General features: G+C 63.5%; 18 protein-coding genes. 4 read left to right on the top strand and 14 right to left on the bottom strand.

Annotation, left to right across the window (positions count from 1 at the left end):
- Nucleotides 1-67: 67 nt before the first annotated feature.
- A complete protein-coding gene (gene dibA, locus FS665_RS04485) occupies nt 68-1963 on the top strand; it encodes a phosphodiesterase DibA (protein WP_145184045.1) in 1896 nt (631 codons plus the stop codon).
- A gap of 14 nt (nt 1964-1977) precedes the next feature.
- Here dibA and FS665_RS04480 read toward each other — a convergent pair whose 3' ends face one another.
- From FS665_RS04480 to tcyJ, 9 genes are all read right to left on the bottom strand, one after another.
- The gene (locus FS665_RS04480; RefSeq protein WP_145184043.1) at nt 1978-2622 is read right to left on the bottom strand and encodes a methionine ABC transporter permease; all 645 of its coding nucleotides are present in this window, start codon (nt 2620-2622) and stop codon (nt 1978-1980) included.
- Nucleotides 2612-3721: a methionine ABC transporter ATP-binding protein gene (locus tag FS665_RS04475; RefSeq protein ID WP_145184040.1), complete on the bottom strand. Its 1110-nt coding sequence runs from the start codon at nt 3719-3721 to the stop codon at nt 2612-2614. Before FS665_RS04475 ends, FS665_RS04480 begins: the two co-directional genes overlap by 11 nt.
- 1 nt (nt 3722) lies before the next feature.
- Nucleotides 3723-4523 carry a MetQ/NlpA family ABC transporter substrate-binding protein gene (locus FS665_RS04470; protein ID WP_145184037.1) on the bottom strand — a complete coding sequence of 267 codons (801 nt, stop codon included), beginning with the start codon at nt 4521-4523 and terminating at the stop codon, nt 3723-3725.
- Nucleotides 4516-5907 carry an LLM class flavin-dependent oxidoreductase gene (locus FS665_RS04465; protein ID WP_145184034.1) on the bottom strand — a complete coding sequence of 464 codons (1392 nt, stop codon included), beginning with the start codon at nt 5905-5907 and terminating at the stop codon, nt 4516-4518. Before FS665_RS04465 ends, FS665_RS04470 begins: the two co-directional genes overlap by 8 nt.
- Nucleotides 5907-7088: an SfnB family sulfur acquisition oxidoreductase gene (locus FS665_RS04460; RefSeq protein ID WP_145184032.1), complete on the bottom strand. Its 1182-nt coding sequence runs from the start codon at nt 7086-7088 to the stop codon at nt 5907-5909. The genes FS665_RS04465 and FS665_RS04460 overlap by 1 nt, the downstream gene beginning before the upstream one ends.
- A gap of 75 nt (nt 7089-7163) precedes the next feature.
- Nucleotides 7164-8405 (bottom strand): SfnB family sulfur acquisition oxidoreductase, encoded by a 1242-nt coding sequence (locus tag FS665_RS04455; protein ID WP_145184029.1) that lies wholly within the window; start codon nt 8403-8405, stop codon nt 7164-7166.
- A 172-nt stretch (nt 8406-8577) separates the two neighbouring features.
- Nucleotides 8578-9339, bottom strand: a complete 762-nt coding sequence (gene tcyN, locus FS665_RS04450; protein ID WP_145184026.1) for an L-cystine ABC transporter ATP-binding protein TcyN — start codon at nt 9337-9339, stop codon at nt 8578-8580.
- Nucleotides 9340-9341: 2 nt separating this feature from the next.
- Complete coding sequence (tcyL, locus tag FS665_RS04445; protein WP_145184023.1) at nt 9342-10010, bottom strand: cystine ABC transporter permease; 669 nt, start codon at nt 10008-10010, stop codon at nt 9342-9344.
- The gene (gene tcyJ, locus FS665_RS04440) at nt 10007-10801 is read right to left on the bottom strand and encodes a cystine ABC transporter substrate-binding protein (RefSeq protein WP_145184021.1); all 795 of its coding nucleotides are present in this window, start codon (nt 10799-10801) and stop codon (nt 10007-10009) included. Before tcyJ ends, tcyL begins: the two co-directional genes overlap by 4 nt.
- A 273-nt stretch (nt 10802-11074) precedes the next feature.
- Between tcyJ and epsC the strand changes: the two genes are divergently transcribed.
- Nucleotides 11075-12007 (top strand): serine O-acetyltransferase EpsC, encoded by a 933-nt coding sequence (gene epsC, locus FS665_RS04435; protein WP_145184018.1) that lies wholly within the window; start codon nt 11075-11077, stop codon nt 12005-12007.
- 19 nt (nt 12008-12026) lie between these two features.
- On the opposite strand, the gene FS665_RS04430 is transcribed toward epsC, so the two are convergent.
- On the bottom strand, nt 12027-12200 hold the full coding sequence (locus FS665_RS04430) for a hypothetical protein (protein ID WP_178108288.1): 174 nt from the start codon (nt 12198-12200) through the stop codon (nt 12027-12029).
- A gap of 108 nt (nt 12201-12308) precedes the next feature.
- On the opposite strand from FS665_RS04430, the gene betT reads away from it, so the two are divergent.
- Nucleotides 12309-14270 carry a choline transporter BetT gene (betT, locus tag FS665_RS04425; RefSeq protein ID WP_178108300.1) on the top strand — a complete coding sequence of 654 codons (1962 nt, stop codon included), beginning with the start codon at nt 12309-12311 and terminating at the stop codon, nt 14268-14270.
- Between the two features lie 75 nt (nt 14271-14345).
- On the opposite strand, the gene tauD is transcribed toward betT, so the two are convergent.
- From tauD to tauA, 4 genes are read right to left on the bottom strand one after another with little or no spacing between them, the layout of a single operon-like run.
- Nucleotides 14346-15179: a taurine dioxygenase gene (tauD, locus tag FS665_RS04420; RefSeq protein ID WP_145184009.1), complete on the bottom strand. Its 834-nt coding sequence runs from the start codon at nt 15177-15179 to the stop codon at nt 14346-14348.
- A gap of 39 nt (nt 15180-15218) precedes the next feature.
- Entirely contained in the window at nt 15219-16058 is an 840-nt protein-coding gene (gene tauC, locus FS665_RS04415) for a taurine ABC transporter permease TauC (protein ID WP_145184006.1), read from the bottom strand.
- The gene (gene tauB, locus FS665_RS04410; protein ID WP_145184003.1) at nt 16055-16843 is read right to left on the bottom strand and encodes a taurine ABC transporter ATP-binding subunit; all 789 of its coding nucleotides are present in this window, start codon (nt 16841-16843) and stop codon (nt 16055-16057) included. Before tauB ends, tauC begins: the two co-directional genes overlap by 4 nt.
- 24 nt (nt 16844-16867) lie before the next feature.
- A complete protein-coding gene (gene tauA, locus FS665_RS04405) occupies nt 16868-17839 on the bottom strand; it encodes a taurine ABC transporter substrate-binding protein (RefSeq protein WP_145184000.1) in 972 nt (323 codons plus the stop codon).
- 499 nt (nt 17840-18338) lie between these two features.
- Between tauA and FS665_RS04400 the strand changes: the two genes are divergently transcribed.
- On the top strand, nt 18339-19694 hold the full coding sequence (locus tag FS665_RS04400; protein WP_145183997.1) for an OprD family outer membrane porin: 1356 nt from the start codon (nt 18339-18341) through the stop codon (nt 19692-19694).
- Nucleotides 19695-19759: the final 65 nt, after the last annotated feature.

Below are 19759 nucleotides of genomic sequence, written 5' to 3'. Positions count from 1 at the left end.
TAGGAAGTCACGGCATGTTTCAGCCTTTATAATGCCCCATTCTTTTTTATGGGCTTTTCCCCCCGACATGTCTGTTTCCGTTCGCGACGCCTTGCGCATGGCAGCGCTCTACGTGGTGCTCTCGTTCCTCTGGCTGGCGCTGGCCGAGGTGGTCCTGCGCAGTATGTCTGACGATCCCCTGGCTTTGACCGTGGGACGGCAGATCAATGTGGTGGTCTGGGTGCTGATCAGTGCGCTGCTGATCTACGTCTCGCGAGTCCGTCTGCTCACCTTCATCGGTATCGGCGCGCGCCTGCGCAGCGAGGACCGCGAGCGCCTGCGCATGGCTGCCGCGGTGTTCGACAGCACCCTCGAAGGGGTGCTGGTCACCGACCGCCAAGGCCTGATCGTGCACGTCAATCGCGCGTTCATGCGCATCACCGGGTATCAGCAGGACGAGGTCCTCGGCCAGCGCCCGAGCAAGTTCAAGTCCGGGCGCCATGGTCTGCCGTTCTACCAGGCGATCTACGCGACCCTGGCGGAACAGGGCGAATGGAGCGGCGAGATCTGGAACCGCCGCAAAAGTGGCGAGATCTACCCGCAGTGGCAAACCATCAGCGCCATTCGCGATGACGACGGTGAGCTCAGCCACTACGTGGCGGTGTTCAGCGACATCAGTGCGATCAAGCATTCGGAAAAAGAGCTGGCCTACCTGGCGCACCACGACCCGCTGACCGGTCTGCCGAACCGCTTGCTGTTCAGTGATCGGGTCGCGCAGGCATTGGCGGCGGCGCAGGCCAACAAGCGCGGCTGCGCCTTGTTGCTGCTGGATCTGGACCACTTCCAGAGTATCAACGATGGCCTCGGCCATACCGTCGGCGATCAATTGCTCAAGCTGGTCGGCGAGCGCTTGCTCGATGCCGTCGGCACCCACGTGACCCTGGCGCGCCTGGGCGGGGATGAATTCGGCGTGCTCGCCGAACACTGTCATCAGGTCGGCCAGGCCGGCAAATTGGCGCAGCGCATCATCGAGCGCATGCGCGAGCCCTTCGAATTCGATGGCCACCGGCTGTTCATCAGCGCCAGTGTCGGTATCAGCCTGTTCCCCAACGACGCCTTGAGCGCCGAGCAGCTGCTGCGCAATGCCGACTCGGCGTTGTTCAAGGCCAAGGGCAACGGCCGCGCCTGCTATGCGTTGTACACCGAGGAGTTGACCGCCCATGCCCAACACCGGGTAGAAACCGCCAGCGAGCTGCGCCGCGCCTTGGCCACCGACGAACTGCGGGTGTTCTATCAGCCGGTGCACGATTTGTTCAGCACACAGATCGTCGGGGTCGAGGCATTGGTGCGCTGGCAACACCCCGAGCGCGGGCTGGTGCCGCCGGGCGAATTCATCCCGATTGCCGAACGAACCGGGCTGATCGCCGAGATCGATGCCTGGGTCCTGCGCGAAGCCTGTCGGCAGATGGTGCGTTGGCAGCTGGATGGGCGGGCGTTGACCTTCGTGGCGGTGAACATCTCCAGCCGGCTGTTCGGCCAGCATGCCTTGTACCGGCAAGTGGCCGATGTGTTGCACGAAACTGGCCTGGACCCGGCCTTGCTGGAGCTGGAGGTGACCGAAAGCGCAGTCATGGAAGACCCTGAGGCAGCGCTCGAGCAGTTGCATCGTTTGCGCGAACTGGGTCTGAACCTGGCCATCGACGATTTCGGCACCGGCTACTCGTCGCTGCTGCGGCTCAAGCGCCTGCCGGTGCAAAAACTCAAGATCGACCAGGGCTTCGTCGCCGGGCTACCGCTGGACGAGGACGATGTCGCCATCGTGCGGGTGATCATCGCGCTGGCGCACAGCATGGGCATGCAGGTGCACGCCGAGGGCATCGAGCAGGCTGAGCAGGCGCGTTTTCTGCTCGAGCAGCAATGCCAGCTGGGCCAGGGCTACTGGTTCGGCCGGCCGGTGCCCGCTGCGGATCTGCAGTGGGGCTGATGGCCGCGCACGACTCAACGCTTGTTCAGACCTTTGGCCAGGCGATCGCCGCCCAGCTGGATCAGCGCTACCAACGCCACCAGCATGGCGATCACGGTGAGCATGATCTGGCTGTCGAAGCGCTGATAGCCGTAGCGATAGGCGATGTCGCCCAGCCCGCCGGCGCCGATCGCCCCGGCCATGGCCGATGAGTTGATCAGCGTCACCAAGGTGATGGTGAAGCCAGCGACGATGCCCGGCAATGCTTCGGGCAGCAGTACATGCCAGACGATGTGCCAGCGCCGGCAGCCCATGGCCTGGGCGGCTTCCACCAGGCCGTGGTCGACCTCGCGCAGACTCACCTCGGCAATGCGCGCGAAAAACGGCGTGGCGGCGATGGTCAAGGGTACTACTGCGGCCCACACGCCATAGGTGGTGCCCACCACCAGGCGGGTGAAGGGAATCAGCGCGACCATCAGGATCAGGAACGGGATCGAGCGGAACAGGTTGACGAAGGCGCCCAGCACGCGGTTGAGCAGCGGCGCCTGATAAATGCCGCCCTTGTCGCTGGTCACCAGCAGCACAGCCATCGGTACGCCCACCAGCAACGCGACCAGCGAAGACACGCCAACCATCAGCAAAGTGTCGAGCAGCCCTTCGAGCAAGCGGTCAATCCACATGGCCGAGTACCTCCGCGTGTTCAGCCCAGTTGCGGGCGCGTTCGAGCAACCGCGCAGGCGGGTGCGGTGAATCCTTTACCGCCAGGATCAATTGCCCAAGCACATGCCCACCGATGCTCTCGACGCCGCCTTGCAGCAGGTGCACGCGCCCACCCAGGTCAGCGAACAGCTCGGACAATGGCGGCTCGCCGAGCACGCTCAGTTTCAGCACCACGGCACTGCCTTGGGCGGAGGGACTGCCCTGCAGCCTGGCCTGCAACGCTGCCGGCAACCTGGCCTGCAACGGCGCGAGCAGCGTGCGCGTCACCTCATGCCGTGGGCTGCCGAACACGCGCCAGACATCACCCTGCTCCACGACCGCACCGCGCTCGAGCACCACCACGCGGTGGCAGATATCGCGGATCACCGCCATTTCATGGGTAATCAGCACCACGGTCAGGCCCAGCCTCGCATTGATGTCGCGCAGCAATTCGAGAATTGAGGCGGTGGTTTCCGGGTCCAGCGCCGAGGTGGCTTCATCGCACAGCAGAATGTCCGGGTCGTGCACCAATGCCCGCGCGATGCCGACGCGCTGTTTCTGGCCGCCTGACAGCTGCGCCGGATAAACCTGGTGTTTGTCCTGCAAACCCACCAGTTCCAGCAGCGCTTGCACCTTGCGGCGCCGCTCGGGCTTGGCCATGCCGGCCACTTTCAAGGGCAGCTCGACGTTCTGCCAGACTGTCTTGGCCGACATCAGGTTGAAATGCTGGAAGATCATGCCGATGCGTCGGCGCAGGGTGACCAGACGCGCCTCGTCGAATGCCGCGATGTCGACCTGGTCGATCAGTACGCGGCCCTGGCTCGGCTGCTCCAGGCGATTGATGGTGCGCAGCAGCGACGACTTGCCGGCGCCGCTGCGGCCGATGATGCCGAAGATCTCGCCACGGCGGATGTTCAGATCGATGCCCTGCAGCGCGGGCTGCGGCTGGCCGGGATAGGTCTTGCCCAGGCCGATGAAGCGCACATGGGCATCGTTGACCTCTGGGCGCAGCGCCTGTTGCCGGGCGCTGCTGCGGGTCGGTTGCGGGGTAGGCGCCCTGAGCGCGTTGGCCTGGCTCATGTCAACCTTCCCAGCCGGCCTGGTAGAGGTTGCCATGGGCCTTGTTCAGCGCTGCACGCACCGCAGGCGAATGCTGGTAGATGTCGACGAACTTGGCCAGGCGTGGATCGTCCTGGCTTTGCGGGCGAATGACGAACTGGATCACGTACTCTTTGTTCTCCAGGCCGTCGAACAGCAGCGCCGAGGTGGCATCGAAGCTGTTGGCCAGGCGGATGTAGGCCGGGTAGCCCTGGACCAGGTCGGCATCGTCATAGGCGCGGACCAATTGCACCGCCTCGACCTGAAGGATCTTCAGCTGCTTGGGATTGGCGACGATGTCGTCTTCGCTAGCCTTGTAGCCGACGCCTGGCTTGAGGCTGATCAACCCGGCCTTGGCCAGCAACTGCAGGCCGCGGCCGCTGTTGATCGGGTCATTGGCGATGGCCACGCTGGCACCGACCGGCAGCTCGTCGAAGCTGTGGTACTTCTTCGAATACAGGCCGACGTTGTTGATGATGCCCGGCGCATAGGGCACCAGCTTGAAGCCGGCAGCGGCCTTGGCGTTTTCCAGGAAGGGAATGTGCTGGAAATAATTCACGTCGATGTCGCCACTGTTGAGGCTGACATTGGGCGCGATCCAGTCGCTGAACTCGATCAGCTTCACTTCCAGACCTTGTTTGTGCGCTTCTTCGACTGCCGCTTCCAAGGGAATGGCGAACGCCGAGGTGGTGCCGATCTTCAGCGGTTCGGTAGCCAGGGCGCTGGCTGTCAGGCCGAGGCTCAATGCAATGGCCGCGACGGGCCGAATCAGTCGTTCAAGCATGGTGCAGGGCTCCAGTCGGGGCAGGGGTGTGGGTGGTGCGATAACCGGCGCCGGGGTGGTCGGCCGGCAGGTACGGATGGTCGCTGGCGAACAGCTTCTCGCGCAGGGTGCCCTCGCAGTAGGCAGTCTTGTAGCGGCCCCGCTGCTGCAACTGCGGAATCACCAGGTCGATGAAATCCTCGTAGCTTTCCGGCGTGACGGTGCGGGTCAGGTTGAAGCCGTCCAGCCCGGTTTCATCGATCCAGGCGATCAGCTGCTCGGCTACCTGCTCGGGCGCGCCGACCAGGGTCACATAGCGCCCACCCAGGGCGTGCTGCTCGAGCAGGCGCCGGCGGGTCCAGGGGTTTTCCTGGAGCTGGCGGGTCGCCGACTGGATCGCATTGCCCTGGTTGGCCCCGATCGGCTCGTCCAGTTCATAGGCGGCGAAGTCGATGCCGGTGGACGCGGCAAAGTGCGCCACCCCGGCCTCGGCGCTGGCGTAGCGCAGGTACTCGGCGTGCTTGGCCTGGGCTTGCTGCTCGGTGGCCGCAACCACCACGGTGATGCCCATGAACACCTTCAGCGCATGCGGGTCGCGGCCAGCGGCCCTGGCCGCCGCGCGCACCTTGTCGACCTGGGCGCGCGTGGCTGGCTTGTCCTGGCCGCTGATGAACACGCACTCGGCGTGGTTGCCGGCGAAGGCCAGGCCACGCGCCGAGCTGCCGGCCTGGAACAGCACCGGGGTGCGCTGCGGCGAGGGCTCGCACAGGTGGTAACCCTCGACGGTGTAGAACTCGCCTTGGTGGCGGACCTTGTGCACTTTGCCTGGCTCGGCATACACCCGGCGCTGGCGGTCATTGACCACGGCGTCCTGGTCCCAGCTGCCTTCGAGCAGTTTGTACAGCACCTGCAGGTATTCATCGGCCTGGTCGTAGCGCCGGTCGTGTTCCGGTTGCTGGGCCAGGCCCATGGCGCGCGCGGCGCTGTCGAGGTAACCGGTGACGATGTTCCAGCCGATGCGACCGTCGCTCAGGTGGTCGAGGGTCGAAAGGCGCCGGGCGAACAGGTAGGGCGCCTCGTAGGTCAGGTTGGCGGTGAGGCCAAAGCCCAGGTGACGGGTAGCGCCAGCCATGGCCGACACCAGCAGCAACGGGTCGTTGACCGGCACCTGGATCGCTTCCCTGAGCGGCACGTCCAGGGATTTGCCATAGACATCGTAGGTGCCGACGATGTCGGCGATGAACAGGCCATCGAACAGTCCACGCTCCAACAGGCGCGCCAGGTCGGTCCAGTAGCGCAGCGTCTTGTACTCGGTCGAGGTGTCGCGCGGGTGGGTCCAGAGCCCATGATTGATGTGGCCGATGCAGTTCATGTTGAAGGCGTTGAGCAAAATCTGCTTGGCCATCAGAGGGTCCCTCGGCGTGGCGGCTTCTCGTCGTTGAGGTAGTAGTTGCCGATGGCGTGGTACTTCCAGCGCACAGGGTCGTGCAGGGTATGGACGCGGGCATTGCGCCAGTGGCGATCGAGGTTGTGCTCGGCCAGGGTGGCCTGGCTGCCGGCCAGTTCGAATAGCGTGGTGCTGGCGGCCAGGGAAATCTCGGTGCTGATCGCGCGCGCCTCGGCCACGGCGATCGACGCTGCGGCGACGCTGTCGGCATCGCTCTGGGCCTGGGCGCGGTCAAGGTATTCGCCTGCGCGTTCGAGCAATGCTTCGGTGGCATGCAGACGAATCACCAGTTGACCGAAACTCTTCAACGTCAGCGGGTCATCGCTGGCTTTGTCCAGGCCCGCGTCGACCCACGGTCGGCTGCGCGTGCGCACGAAGTTCAGCGCATCGTCCAGCGCGGCGCGGGCGATACCGGTGTCGATGGCGGCATGGAGAATCTGCGCCAGTGGACCGACCGGCGTCGGCCGCTCGAAAGCACTCTCGAACGGCACCACATCGTCGGCCTCGACCCATACGTCGTCGAACACCACCGAGCCACTGCCGGTAGTGCGCTGGCCAAACCCGCTCCAGTCATCGATCACTTGCAGGCCCTGACTGTCGGCAGGCACGAAGGCCAGCTGCTGGCGGCCCTGCTCGTCGATTACCGAGGTAGGGATGCGCTGGGCATACAGGGCACCGGTAGCGTAGAACTTGCGCCCGTTGATGCGGTAGCCACTGCCGTCGCGGGTCAAGCGGGTGGTGCGATCGTGGGCGGTCTTGGTGCCCAGTTCGGCCAGGGCGTTGCCGAATCGGCGGCCAGCCAGTACCTCGGCATACAGGCGCCGTTGCTGCTCGGCACTGCCGTTGACCCGCAGCACTTCGAGGGCATAGAAGTGGTTCTGCGGAATCTGGCCGAGGGAGGCGTCGGCCTGGGCGATGCGGGCGATGACCTGAGCCAGGGTGACGCTGGATACGCCGGCGCCGCCGAACGCTTTCGGCACGCTGATGGCCCACAGGCCTGAGCGGGTGAACAGTTCCAGCTCGGCGTGCGGCAGGCGCCGCTCGCGGTCGCGCAGGGCGCTGTCGCGTCTGAGTTGCTGGGCGATGTGTTCGGCGGCAGCCAGGGCCTGGCTGTCGTTGCTGATAACCGAGATTGTCATGCTGTTCTCCACGGTCGTGGGGCTGCCGGGCTGCTTGCACAGAAGCTGTACCGCCGCCGCCCCAGGACCTTCGATTCAGATCCAGGAATGCCGGGCGGGCAGGGTGCCGTTGAGGTAATAAGCGCCGACCGCGTGGTACTTCCAGCGCACCGGGTCGTGCAGGGTGTGCACCCGTGCGTTACGCCAGTGCCGGTCCAGGTTGAACTCGGCCAGGGTTGCGCGGCTGCCGGCCAGCTCGAAAAGCTTTTCGCTGGCCTGCAACGACACCTCGGTGGTCAACACCTTGGCCTCGGCCACAGCGATGGAGGCCCGCGCTGCCGAGGCGGCGTCGATCGGCCCGGCGTTGACCTCATCGAGCACCCGCGCGGCTCTGCGCAGCAGTGCCTGGGCCGCATGCAGTTCAAGTTGCAGTCGGCCGATGTCGGCAATCACATAGGGATCGTCGCTGGCGCGCTGGACATTGGCATCGATCCACGGGCGAGATTTTTCCCGTACGAAGGCAATGGCGTCGGCGATGGCCGCTTCGGCGATGCCGGCATCGATCGCCGCCTGGATCAATTGCGAGGCGGCGCCTTGGATGTTGGGAATCTCACGCTGGCGCCAATTGTCGATGACCAGCTCTGCCTCCACCGGCACGTCATCGAGCAGCACGGTGCCACTGGCGGTGGTGCGCTGGCCGAAGCCCGACCAGTCGTCGACGATGCGCAGCCCAGGGCTGCCACGGCGGACGAAGGCCAGGCGCTGGCGGCCTTCGTCATCCAGCGCCTTGACCGCCACCCAATGGGCGAACAGGGCGCCGGTGGAGTAGAACTTCTCACCGCTGATGCGATAGCCGTCGCCGCTGCGGGTGATCCGCGCCTTGAGCGTCAGGGTGTCTTTGGTGCCGCGTTCGGGGCCGGCGTTGCCGATGCGCCAGCCGTCCAGCACGCTGCGAAAGATCCGCGCTTGCTGGGCCTCGGTGGCGGTCAGGCGCAACAGTTGCAGCATGCCGAACTGATTCTGCGGAATCTGCCCCAAGGCCGGGTCGGCAGCGCTGATCAGGCGAAACACCTCGGCAACCGTTTCGAACGATACGTCGGGGCCGCCATGGGCCTTGGGCACGCTGATGCTGCCCAGCCCGCTGCGGGTGAACTGTTCGATTTCTGCCCAGGGCAGTTTGCGTTGACGGTCACGCTGGGCGGCGTGCTGGCGAGCACTGGCAGCGAGCTCTCGAGCGGCTTGCAGGGCTTGTGCATCATTGCGCAGCACCTTGGCCGGGAGCAGCAGGGGCGAGCTGTCGAGATCGCTGTGGAACAGGGTGTTGGGCTGGGTGGTCATCAGAACCGAACCTCACAAATGGTTGCGTCGCTTCAGCTGATGGCGACAGGCATGTGCTGGTCCGGTGGTCCGGTGTATATACCCTAATGGCTTATTAAAGGTTTATGAACTAACGCTTTGGAATATGGTTAGAAGAGGGATCTGCGGTCGGTGCAGCGACCCCAGGCAATGTTCAGTCCGGCGCCGCCGTGGTGCTCAGGAACTTGCGCAAGAACTGCCGCGTGCGCTCTTCCTTGGGCGCTGCGAACAATGCCTTGGCCTCGCCTTGCTCGACCACCACGCCTTTGTCGAAGAAGATCACCCGATTGGCCACGTCGCGCGCAAAGCTCATCTCGTGGGTGACGATGATCATGGTGCGCTGTTCTTCGGCCAACCCGCGGATGGTCGCCAGTACCTCGCCCACCAGTTCCGGGTCGAGCGCCGAGGTCGGCTCGTCGAAGAGGATCACCTCAGGTTCCATGGCCAGCGCCCGGGCAATCGCCACCCGTTGCTGCTGGCCGCCGGAAAGGCGCCGAGGATAGGCGTCTTCCTTGCCCGCCAGGCCCACTTTGGCCAGCAGCTGGCGACCCAGCTCCAGCGCTTGCGCGCGGGGCGTCTTCTTGACGATCACCGGGCCTTCGATGACGTTTTCCAGCGCGGTGCGGTGCGGGAACAGATTGAAACTCTGGAACACGAAGCCGGCCTGTTGGCGCAAGCGGCGGATGGCGCGTTGCTGCGCGCCCAGCGGCCGATCGGCATCGATGCTGATGGCGCCGATCTGGATCTGCCCGGCATCCGGCGTTTCCAGCAGGTTCAGGCAGCGCAGGAAAGTAGTCTTGCCCGAGCCGCTGGGGCCGATGATCGCCACGACCTCGCCCGGTTGCACGGTCAGGTCGATACCGTTGAGCACGACCTGGCCCTTGAACTGCTTGGTCAGGCCTTTGACGACGATCATGTTCATTGCTCCCGGTCATGCTGGTTGACGCGCGCTTCCATGCGGTTCTGAAAGTGCGCGAGGATGCTGCAGAGAATCCAGTAGATCACTGCCACGGCCAGGTACATGGTGAACACTTCGAAGGTGCGCGCCGTGATCAGCTGCGCCTGGCGGAACAGCTCGGGCACCTGGATGGTCGCCGCCAGCGCGGTGTCCTTGACCAGCGAAATGAAACTGTTGCCCAGCGGCGGCAGTGCGGTGCGCAGGGCCTGGGGCAGAATCGCGCGGCGCATGGCCTGGGTGCGGGTCATGCCGATGCTGGCGGCAGCTTCCCACTGGCCACGGTCGATCGAAGCGATCGCCGCGCGCAGGATCTCGCAGACGTACGCCGCCATGTTGAGTGACAAGCCGATCAGCGACGCCGGAATCGGGTCGAGTTCGATGCCGATCTGCGGCATGCCGAAGTAGATCACGAACAGCTGCACCAGCAACGGCGTGCCGCGGAAAAAAGACACATAGAGGCGTGCCAGCCAGTCCAGCGGCAAGATCTTCGACAGGCGCATCAGCGCCAGGGCAAAGCCCAGCAGCAAGCCGAAGAACATGCCGCCGACGCTGAGCAGTACCGTGTAACCTGCGCCCTTGAGCAGAAAGGGCGCAGAATCGGCAACCAGTTGCAGGCTCTCAGGGATCATCGGGTGACATCAGCACCGAAATATTTTTCCGACAGCTTGGCCAGCGTGCCGTCGGCCTTGAGCTTGTCGAGGGCGGTGTTGATCGCCGCCAGCAGCTCAGGCTCGCCCTTGCGCAGGGCCACGCCGCTTTCCAGGCGCGAGAAGGCCTCGCCGGCGAGCTCGGTATCCTTGGCTTTCTGCGCGTATTCCAAGGCCGCCAGGCGGTCGATCAGAATGGCGTCGATGCGGCCATTGCGCAGGTCGGCGAATTTGCTGGGGTCGTCTTCATAGGTGCGCACCTCGGCCTTGGGCACGTCCTGCTTGACCCACTGCTCGTAGTTGGTGCCCAGGCCTACGCCGACCTTCTTGCCAGCCAGGTCCTGCGCGGTCTTGATGTTCAGCTGATCGGCCTTTTTCTTCAGGATCAAGGCCTGGATGCCGGAGATGGTGTAGGGCTCGGAGAAATCGTATTTCTTCTTGCGCTCATCCGAGATAGTGACCTGGTTGATGACCACGTCGAGGCGCTTGGACTCCAGCGCGGCGAGAATGCCGTCCCATTTGGTCGGCTGCACCTTGGCCTTGACCCCCAGCTCCTTGGCCAGCAATTCCGACAACTCAACCTCGAAGCCTGTCAGCTTGCCGTTTTCGTCCTGGAAGCTGAACGGTGGGTAGGTGCCCTCGAGGCCGACGTTGATCACGCCTTTTTCCTGGATGGTCTTGAGCTGCTCGCCGGCGAAGGCCTGGCCGAGCAGGCCGGTGCCCAGCAGGATGGCCAGGCTGGCGTTGAGTAGCGGTTTGGCGAATTTCGACATGTCAGGCCCCGCGCTTGTTGTGAAAGTAGTGGGTGGCGACTATATGGGCGGCCGGTTAGGCCAGGAAATACTAAAAAAGCATTTTGTTATTACCGATATTGGTATATCGGACGCACCTTGCTATGAGGGTAGGCCAGGTTGCTGCCGTCGTCATGGCGGCCTTATGCCGGGGTTGGCGAAGAATGGAATAAAGCGTTGTTTTTTCCAAGGGACGAATTTGCCGTAGATTGGTTTGTCGAAAAAAACGTTGGCCAACAGAGCCAGGAGAAGACCGTGAGCGAACAACCCACATCTGCCCATTGGCAGTTGCACAGTATCGTCAATGGCCTGCGCGGTGCCCGTGAGCAATGGCGTAGCCGCAATGGCCGCAGCATTGGCGAGCAAGGCGGGCGCGAGCTGCCCTCGCGCGAGGCCATGCGGCAGATTCTCGAACAATTGTGCGGGGCGTTGTTCCCGATGCGCCTGGGCCCGGTTGACCTGCGAGAAGAAAGCGAGGATTTCTACGTCGGCCATACCCTGGATACCGCGCTGACTTCGCTGCTGACCCAAGCGCGCCTGGAGCTGCGCTATGCCGCGCGCCAGAGCAAGGAAGAGACCGCCAGTATCGACGCCCAGGCCCTGCGCCTGGTCCAGGATTTCGCCGCCGCCTTGCCAGCCCTGCGCGTGTTGCTCGACACCGATGTGCTCGCGGCGTATCACGGCGACCCGGCCGCGCGCAGTGTCGATGAGGTGCTGCTGTGCTATCCGGGCATTCTGGCAATCATTCACCACCGTCTGGCTCACCACCTGTACCGCGCCGGCCTGCCGCTGCTGGCACGGATCAGCTCGGAGCTGGCGCACTCGGCCACCGGCATCGACATCCACCCTGGCGCGCAGATCGGCCCCAGCTTCTTCATCGACCATGGTACCGGCGTCGTGATCGGCGAAACCGCGATCATTGGCGAACGGGTACGCATCTACCAGGCGGTCACCCTGGGCGCCAAGCGTTTTCCGAGCGACGAATCCGGCACGCTGCACAAAGGCCTGGCGCGCCACCCCATCGTCGAGGACGACGTGGTGATCTACGCCGGGGCGACCATTCTGGGGCGCATCACCATCGGCAAAGGGTCCACCATCGGCGGTAACGTCTGGCTGACCCGCAGCGTGCCGGCCGACAGCAACATCACTCAAGCGAACCTTCAGCTCGATTGTCAGGACAAACACTGAAGCAGCTGGCACAGCCTCTCTACTCAAGCAGTTTCTGCGCAACGTCGTGTGCGTCGTGCAGCACTGCTGTGGCCGGGATCTGACTGTCGCAGCAGGCACCGGTCGGCGCCTCGGTTAGCAATGTCCGACAATCCATGTTTAACTTGAACGCTTGTTCAACTAAAAATAACGCTGGTCCGTTGCCGGTGTTCAACAGGAGGATTCCTTTGCTGAACCCGTTTATTCCGAACCTCACGTCGAGCGACGAGGTGCCTGATTCATGAGTGCACCGTCTTCTTCCCTTGCCGCTGGCAAGGTCCGCATGAACCCGCCGGTGTTCTATTTCGCGGCAAGCTTCATTCTGCTCTTTGGCCTGATCGTGATCGCCTTCCCGGAGGCTGCCGGGCAGTGGCTGATGGCCGCGCAAAACTGGGCGGCCAATACGGTTGGCTGGTATTACATGCTGGCCATGAGTCTGTACCTGGTATTCGTGGTGGTCACGGCGTTGTCGGGCTATGGCAAGATCAAGCTCGGCGCCGATCATGACGAGCCGGAATTCAGCTACCTGTCGTGGGCCGGCATGCTGTTCGCTGCCGGCATCAGCATCACGCTGTTCTTCTTCTGCGTTTCCGAGCCGTTGACCCACATGCTCACCCCGCCTCAGGGCGAGGGCGGCACTGCCGAGGCCGGGCGCCAGGCCATGCAGATCCTGTTCCTGCACTGGGGCCTGCATGGCTGGGGCGTGTTCGCCTTCGTTGGCATGGCCCTGGCCTATTTCGCCTACCGGCATAACCTGCCGCTGGCGTTGCGCTCGGCGCTGTACCCGCTGATCGGCAAGCGCATCAATGGCCCGATCGGCTATGCGGTGGACGGCTTCGGTATCATCGCCACGGTGTTCGGCCTGGGCGCCGACATGGGCTTTGGGGTGCTGCACCTCAATGCCGGCCTGGACTACCTGTTCGGCATCAGCCACAGCCAGTGGGTGCAGGTGACGCTGATCGCGCTGATGATGGGGGCAGCGGTGGCCGTGGCAGTAGCCGGGGTGGAAAAGGGCGTGCGGGTGATGAGCGACATCAACCTGTTCCTGGCCTGTGCGCTGCTGCTGTTCGTGCTGTTCGCCGGGCCGACCCAACACTTGTTCAACACCCTGATCCAGAACCTGGGCGACTACCTCGGCGCGTTGCCGCGCAAGAGCTTCGATGTCTACGCCTACGGTGAGCAGCGCGACTGGCTGGGTGGCTGGACGGTGTTCTACTGGGCCTGGTGGATTGCCTGGGCGCCGTTCGTGGGGCTGTTCATTGCGCGCATTTCGCGTGGCCGCACCATTCGTGAATTCGTCTTCGGCGTGTTGCTGATTCCCTTGGGCTTCACCCTGGCGTGGATGTCGATCTTCGGCAACAGCGCGCTGGACCAGGTGCTCAACCACGGCCTGACCGCGCTTGGCCAGTCGGCGTTGGACAACCCGTCGATGAGCTTGTACCTGCTGCTGGAAACCTACCCGTGGAGCAAGGCCGTGATCGCCGTGACGGTGTTCATCAGCTTCGTGTTCTTCGTCACGTCCGCCGACTCCGGCACCGTCGTGCTGTCGACGCTGTCGGCCAAGGGTGGCGATGCCGACGAAGACGGGCCGAACTGGCTGCGCATCTTCTGGGGCGCGATGACTGCGCTGATCACCAGCGGGCTGTTGTTCGCCGGCAGCATCGACTCGCTGAAATCGGCGGTGGTGCTGACCTCGCTGCCGTTCTCGTTGATCCTGCTGTGCATGATGTGGGGTTTGCACAAGGCGTTCTATCTCGAAGGCCAGCGGCAGATCGCGCAGATGCACTCGCTGGCGCCGTTCGCCCAGACCCGCCGCGGCCGTGGAGGCTGGCGTCAGCGCCTGAGCCAGGCGGTGTACTTCCCCTCGCGCGATGAGGTGTACCGCTTCATGGATGACGTGGTGCGCCCGGCGATTGCCGAGGTGCGCGAGGTATTCGAGCAGAAAGGCCTGGTGCTGGTGACCCAGGATGACCCAAGCCATGACAACGTCAGCCTCAAGGTCGGCCATGGCGAGGAGCAGCCGTTCATCTACCAGGTGCAGATGCGCGGTTACTTCACGCCGTCGTTCGCCCTGGGTGGGATCGGCTCGCAGGAGCTGAAGAACCGCCGCTACTACCGCGCCGAGGTGCACCTGAGCGAAGGCAGCCAGAACTACGATCTGGTGGGCTACAGCAAGGAGCAGATCATCAACGACATCCTCGATCAGTACGAACGGCACATGCAGTTCCTGCACCTGGTTCGCTAGAGCCTCGGGGGCCGTTTTGCGGCCCCCTGCACCGACCGCTGCGGCGAGGCCCCTTCGCGGCCTCGCCCAGACGTTTCAATAGGGTGCATCGCCCAGAATGGTGGCGCGATGCATCACCCGCCGATTGGGCCGGTAGTCATCGACGGCAAAATGCTGGGTCACGCGGTTGTCCCAGAACGCCACGTCATTCTCCTGCCAACGCCAGCGGATGCTGTACTCCGGCCGCGTCGCATGGGCGAACAGCAGCTTGAGCAGTGCTTCGCTCTCCAGCTCGTTCAGCTCGTTGATACGGGTGGTGAACCCCTCATTGACGAACAACGCCTTGCGCCCGCTGACCGGGTGGGTACGCACCACGGGGTGGGACAGCGGCGGGTTGTTGCGCCGGGTCGCCTCCCAGCGCGCCAGGTCTTCGGGTGTGGTGCCGAAGCGCTCGAGCGGAAACGACTTGGTGAAGTCATGGGTGGCGGTGAGGCCGTCGAGCAACGCGCGCAGCGGCGCCGACAGGCCCTCGAAGGCCGCGATGCCGCTGGCCCACAACGTGTCACCGCCATACGCAGGGAGCTGCTTGGCGCTGAGCACCGCGCCCAGTGCCGGGGTCGGCAGGAAAGTGACGTCGGTGTGCCATACGGCGTTGTCGCGCACGTCGGTGACTGCTGTGTCGAGGATCAGCACCTGGGGCGTTTGCGGCACGTTCGGGTAGATCGGGTGAATGTGCAGGTCGCCGAAGCGGGCGGCAAAGCGTGCCTGCTGCTGCGGCTCGATGGGCTGGTCGCGGAAGAACAGCACCTGGTGCTCGAGCAGTGCCTGCTCGATGGCATCGCGCTGCGCGTCGCTCAGCTCGCGGCTGAGGTCCACGCCGCTGATCTGCGCACCGAGCGCAGGGCTCAGGGGAGTGATGGTCAGGCTCATGGCGGTCTCTTCAATCAGCTTGCGTCAAGGAAGTCGGTATCAGTGGCTCTGCCCGTGCCAGGGCACCAGCTTGCGCTGCAGCGCGCGCAGGCCCATTTCCAGGGCGAAGGCGATCAGCGCTATCAGCAAGATGCCCAGCACCACCACATCGGTAACCAGAAACTGCGCGGCCGACTGCACCATGAAACCCAAGCCGCTGGTGGCCGCGATCAGCTCGGCAGCGACCAGGGTCGACCAACCGACGCCCAGGCCGATGCGCACGCCGGTGAGGATGTCGGGCAGGGCGCTGGGCAAGATCACGTGGCGAATCAGCTGGGCCCGGCTGGCACCCAGCGATTGCGCCGCGCGCAGCTTGGCCGGGTCGACCGTGCGCACGCCGGTAGCGGTGGCGATGGCCATCGGGGCGAAGATCGCCAGGTAGATCAGCAGCACCTTGGACAGCTCGCCGATACCGCACCAGATGACGATCAACGGCAGGTAGGCCAAGGGCGGGATCGGCCGGTAGAACTCGATCAGCGGGTCGAGAATGCCGCGCGCTACGCGGTTGGAGCCAATGGCCAAGCCGACCGGAATGGCGGTCAGGCTCGCGGCGATCAAGGCCAGGCCGATGCGCCCAAGGCTGGCGCCCAGGTGTTGCCACAGGCTTGCGTCCATGTAGCCCTGGGTCAGCAGGATCCAGGCCTTGGCCAGAATGTCGCCAGGCGCGGGGAGAAACAGTGGTTCGACCCAACCGGCCGCGGTGACCAGCCACCACAGGCTCAGCAAGCTGGCCAGGGTGACGGCGCTGATCCAGCGGGTAGGCCAAGGGCGGCGCGCCTTGCAGGCAGGCGCGGGCGTTTTTTCGCGGCTGCCGGCGACCGGTAGATTCAGGCTGTTCATGCGCGCTCCTGGGCGTTCTGCCGTTGTGAGAACACCCGCGCCAGCACGTGCTCGCGGGTTTCGATGAAACGCGGATCGGACTTGATCGCGCGTGCCGATTCGCCAGCGGCATAGCGCTGGCCGAAGTCCAGTTGCAGACGCTCGACCACCCGGCCTGGGTTGGGGGCCAGCAGGATCAGATCGGTGGCCAGGAACACCGCTTCCTCGATGTCATGGGTGATCAGCGATACCGGCTTGGCGGTGCGTTGCCAGACTTGCAGCAGCAGCGCCTGCATCTGCTCGCGAGTGAAGGCGTCGAGGGCGCCGAAAGGCTCGTCCATCAGCAGCACCCGCGGGTCGGCCGCCAACGCTCGGGCTAGGCCCACGCGTTGTCTCTGACCGCCCGACAGTTGCCAGATGCGGCGCTCGGCGAAGCCATCCAGGTCGACCAATGCCAGCATTTCGCGTGCCTTGGCTTCGCGCTGGGGGCGCGGTACGCCGGCCAGCTCCAGGCCGAAGGCGACGTTGCCCAGCACGTTCTGCCAGGGCAGCAAGGCGTCGTCCTGGAATACCACGCCGCGCTCGGCGCTCGGCCCGGTGACCGCTACGCCGTCGAGGCTGATGCGTCCGGCGCTGGGGGTGACGAAGCCTGCGATCAGGTTCAGCAGCGAGGTCTTGCCACTGCCCGATGGCCCGAGGGCCACCAGCAACTGGCGCGGCCCCAGGCTCAGGTTGATGTCGGTCAGCACCGGGGCGGTGGTGCCGGGGTACTGTGCGCTGATGCGCTCCAGTTCGAGCAAGGCCATGGCAGGCTCCGTACGGTGGCAGGCTTAGTTGGGGATGAACTGGGCGCTGACGTAGGGCGAATAGTCCGGCAGCACAGCATCGACTTTGCCCTGTTGCTTGAGGAAAGTGGCGGTGTCGGTCAGCGCCTGGGTGGTGGGTGCGCCCAGCGCCTGGACCTGATCGCCGGCCAGCGGGTACACGTTGCCCTGCAACAACACTGGAATGTCTGCGGGTTTGGCGCCGGACAACTTGACCAGCTTGGCGACGTTGTCCTTGTTCGCCAGCCATGCCTGGGGATCCTTGCGGTAGTCGGCGTAGGCATCCAGGGTCACCTGGGCGAACGCCTTGACCACGTCAGGGTGTTTGTCTGCGTAGTCCTTACGCACGATCCAGGCGTCGAAGGTAGGCGCGCCTTTGCTGGCGAGCTCGCCCGAGGTGATCAGCACCTTGCCGTTTTCCTTGGCCACGCCCAGGGCGGGGTCCCAGACATACGTGGCATCGATATCGCCGCGTTTCCACGCAGCGATGATCGCGGGGGGCGCCAGGTTGAGGATTTGCACCTTGCCAGGGTCGATGTTCCAGGCCTTCAGCGCGGCCAACAGGCTGTAGTGGCCAGTGGAGACGAAGGGCACGGCGACTTTCTTGCCGATCAGGTCCTGCGGCGTCGTGATGCTGTCACGCGCGACCAGCGCTTCGCCGGCACCGATCTGGGTGGCAATGAGGAAGGTTTCCACCGGCAGCTTTCGAGTAGCGGCTGCCGCCAGTGGGCTGGAGCCGAGGTAGCCGATCTGTACGTCGCCGCTGGCCACGGCGGTGATCACATCGGCGCCGTTATCGAACTTGCGCCAGTCGATGCTGGCCTTGCTGGCTTTTTCATAAGTGCCATCGACCTGGGCGACCTTGGCCGGATCGACTGTGGTCTGGTAGGCGACCGTCAAGTCAGCGGCGTGCGCCAACCAGCTGGCGCTGGCGAGGGTCAGGGCTGCGATTAGACGCAATGGAGCATGCGGGATCATGGTGAACCTCTCGGCAGGCAAGCGATGTCTTGGATGGCGAGAAGGCTAAATGATATAAGAATTGAAAAATAAATAACTTTTAGGAATTAGCTTAGGAAGGAAGCGCAGGAGGGTGTCTGCGCCTGATGCGGCGCAATGGCGCGCGGCAGAATTGCTGCTAGCCTTGCATCGCTCGCGAGGCAGCGACGTTGAGCAGACGGTCGGCAAACGTTTGCAAATAACCTAAAGGTATGGTTGACGAGGTCGATACACCGTTTGGTAGTAAAGGTTCCTTGGATATTCCTTAAAAATCTTAGAAATTCACAAAACGGTCATTTTGGATTTATAGGATTGTCATTATCCTGTAGCGCAGGGGGCGTCTTAGACCAAAGTCGAGAAACGTTTAGAAATGATTGACTAAATGGTCACGCTTTGGGGCTAATCGCCCATCCACGGTAGAGCAGGGCATCAGATCCTGCCGCCAGAGATACACAAGAATTAGAACGTAGAGGAGCAAGACATGTACAAGTCCAGCCTGGCCCTGGCCGTGGCAATGGGGGTTATCGCCCAATCTGCAGGCGCTGCCGGTTTCGTTGAAGACAGCAAACTGTCGCTCAGCTCGCGCACCATGTATTTCAATGATGATAACCGTGAGGTGAATCTTCCTGCCTCGGCCCGCGGCCGTGGTGGCGATAGCCGAGAAGTTGGTCAAGGCTTCAAGTTGGATTACCTGTCGGGCTTCACTCAGGGCACCGTAGGTTTTGGTGTCGATGTGCAGGCGCTGTGGGGTATTCACCTTGATGGTGGCCGCGGCAAGCACCCGAACAACAGCACCTTCTTCCCAAGCGACACCGATGGGTCGGCTGTTAGCCAGTGGGCGCGCATCGGCGGCAACGCTAAAGCTCGTTTCTCCAAGACCGAAGTTCACTACGGAAGTGCACTGGCACCGAACCTGCCAATCCTCGTAGCCAACGATGGTCGTCTGCTGCCGCAGACCTTCGAGGGGGGCACCATCCAGTCGAAGGAAATCGATAACCTGACCGTCAATGCTGGTCAGCTGACCCACGCAATGGGTCGTGCATCGAGCAACCGTACCGGCCTGTCTGTCAACGGCGCCACCGCCGACAGCAACAAGTTCGTCTACGGCGGTCTGGACTACAAGCTCACTCCTGACCTGACCCTGCAGTACTACTACTCGAACCTCAAAGATTTCTACAAGCAGCATTTCCTGGGCGCGACTCACGTGTTCAAGATCGCTGACGATCAGTCGTTCAAGACCGACCTGCGTTACTTCGATAGCAGCAGCGATGGCAAGAACGGCGGTCCGGGCGCGTACAACTTCAACAACAACGGTGGTTACGAAAAGAACGACGGCAAGGTCGACAACAAGACCTGGTCGGCCATGTTCACGTACACCTTGGGTAGCCACGCGTTGATGCTCGGTCATCAGCAAGTTAGCGACGACGGTGGTTTCGTCTGGCTGAACCAAGGCTCCGTGGTCGACGGCAACGGTCGTCCGGAAGGTGCCGGTGGTGCCAGCTTCTACCTGTTCACCGACAGCATGATCAACCAGTTCGCGCGTGCGGGTACCAACACTACCTTCGGTCAGTACAGCTATGACTTCGCACGTCTGGGTGTGCCAGGCCTGAAAGCTTCGATTTCGTACCTGCGCGGTACTGATATTCGCAATGCTTCGGGCAACGGCACCTACCACGAGTGGGAACGTGATGCTCGCGTCGACTACGTGATTCAGGAAGGCACCCTCAAGGGTCTGGGCGCCAGCCTGCGCCACGGTATCTACCGCGGCGAAGGTGAGGCTCCTGTCGACAAGGACCAGACTCGCTTCATCGTGAACTACACTTACAACTTCATGTAAGCGTCGATTCACCCAAAAGCCTCGTCTAGCGCGAGGCTTTTTTGTGCCTGCAATTTTGTATCCCT

This window comes from Pseudomonas sp. URMO17WK12:I11, from assembly GCF_007677725.1.
Lineage (GTDB): Bacteria > Pseudomonadota > Gammaproteobacteria > Pseudomonadales > Pseudomonadaceae > Aquipseudomonas.
This window is presented reverse-complemented; position numbering and strand designations above follow the sequence as displayed.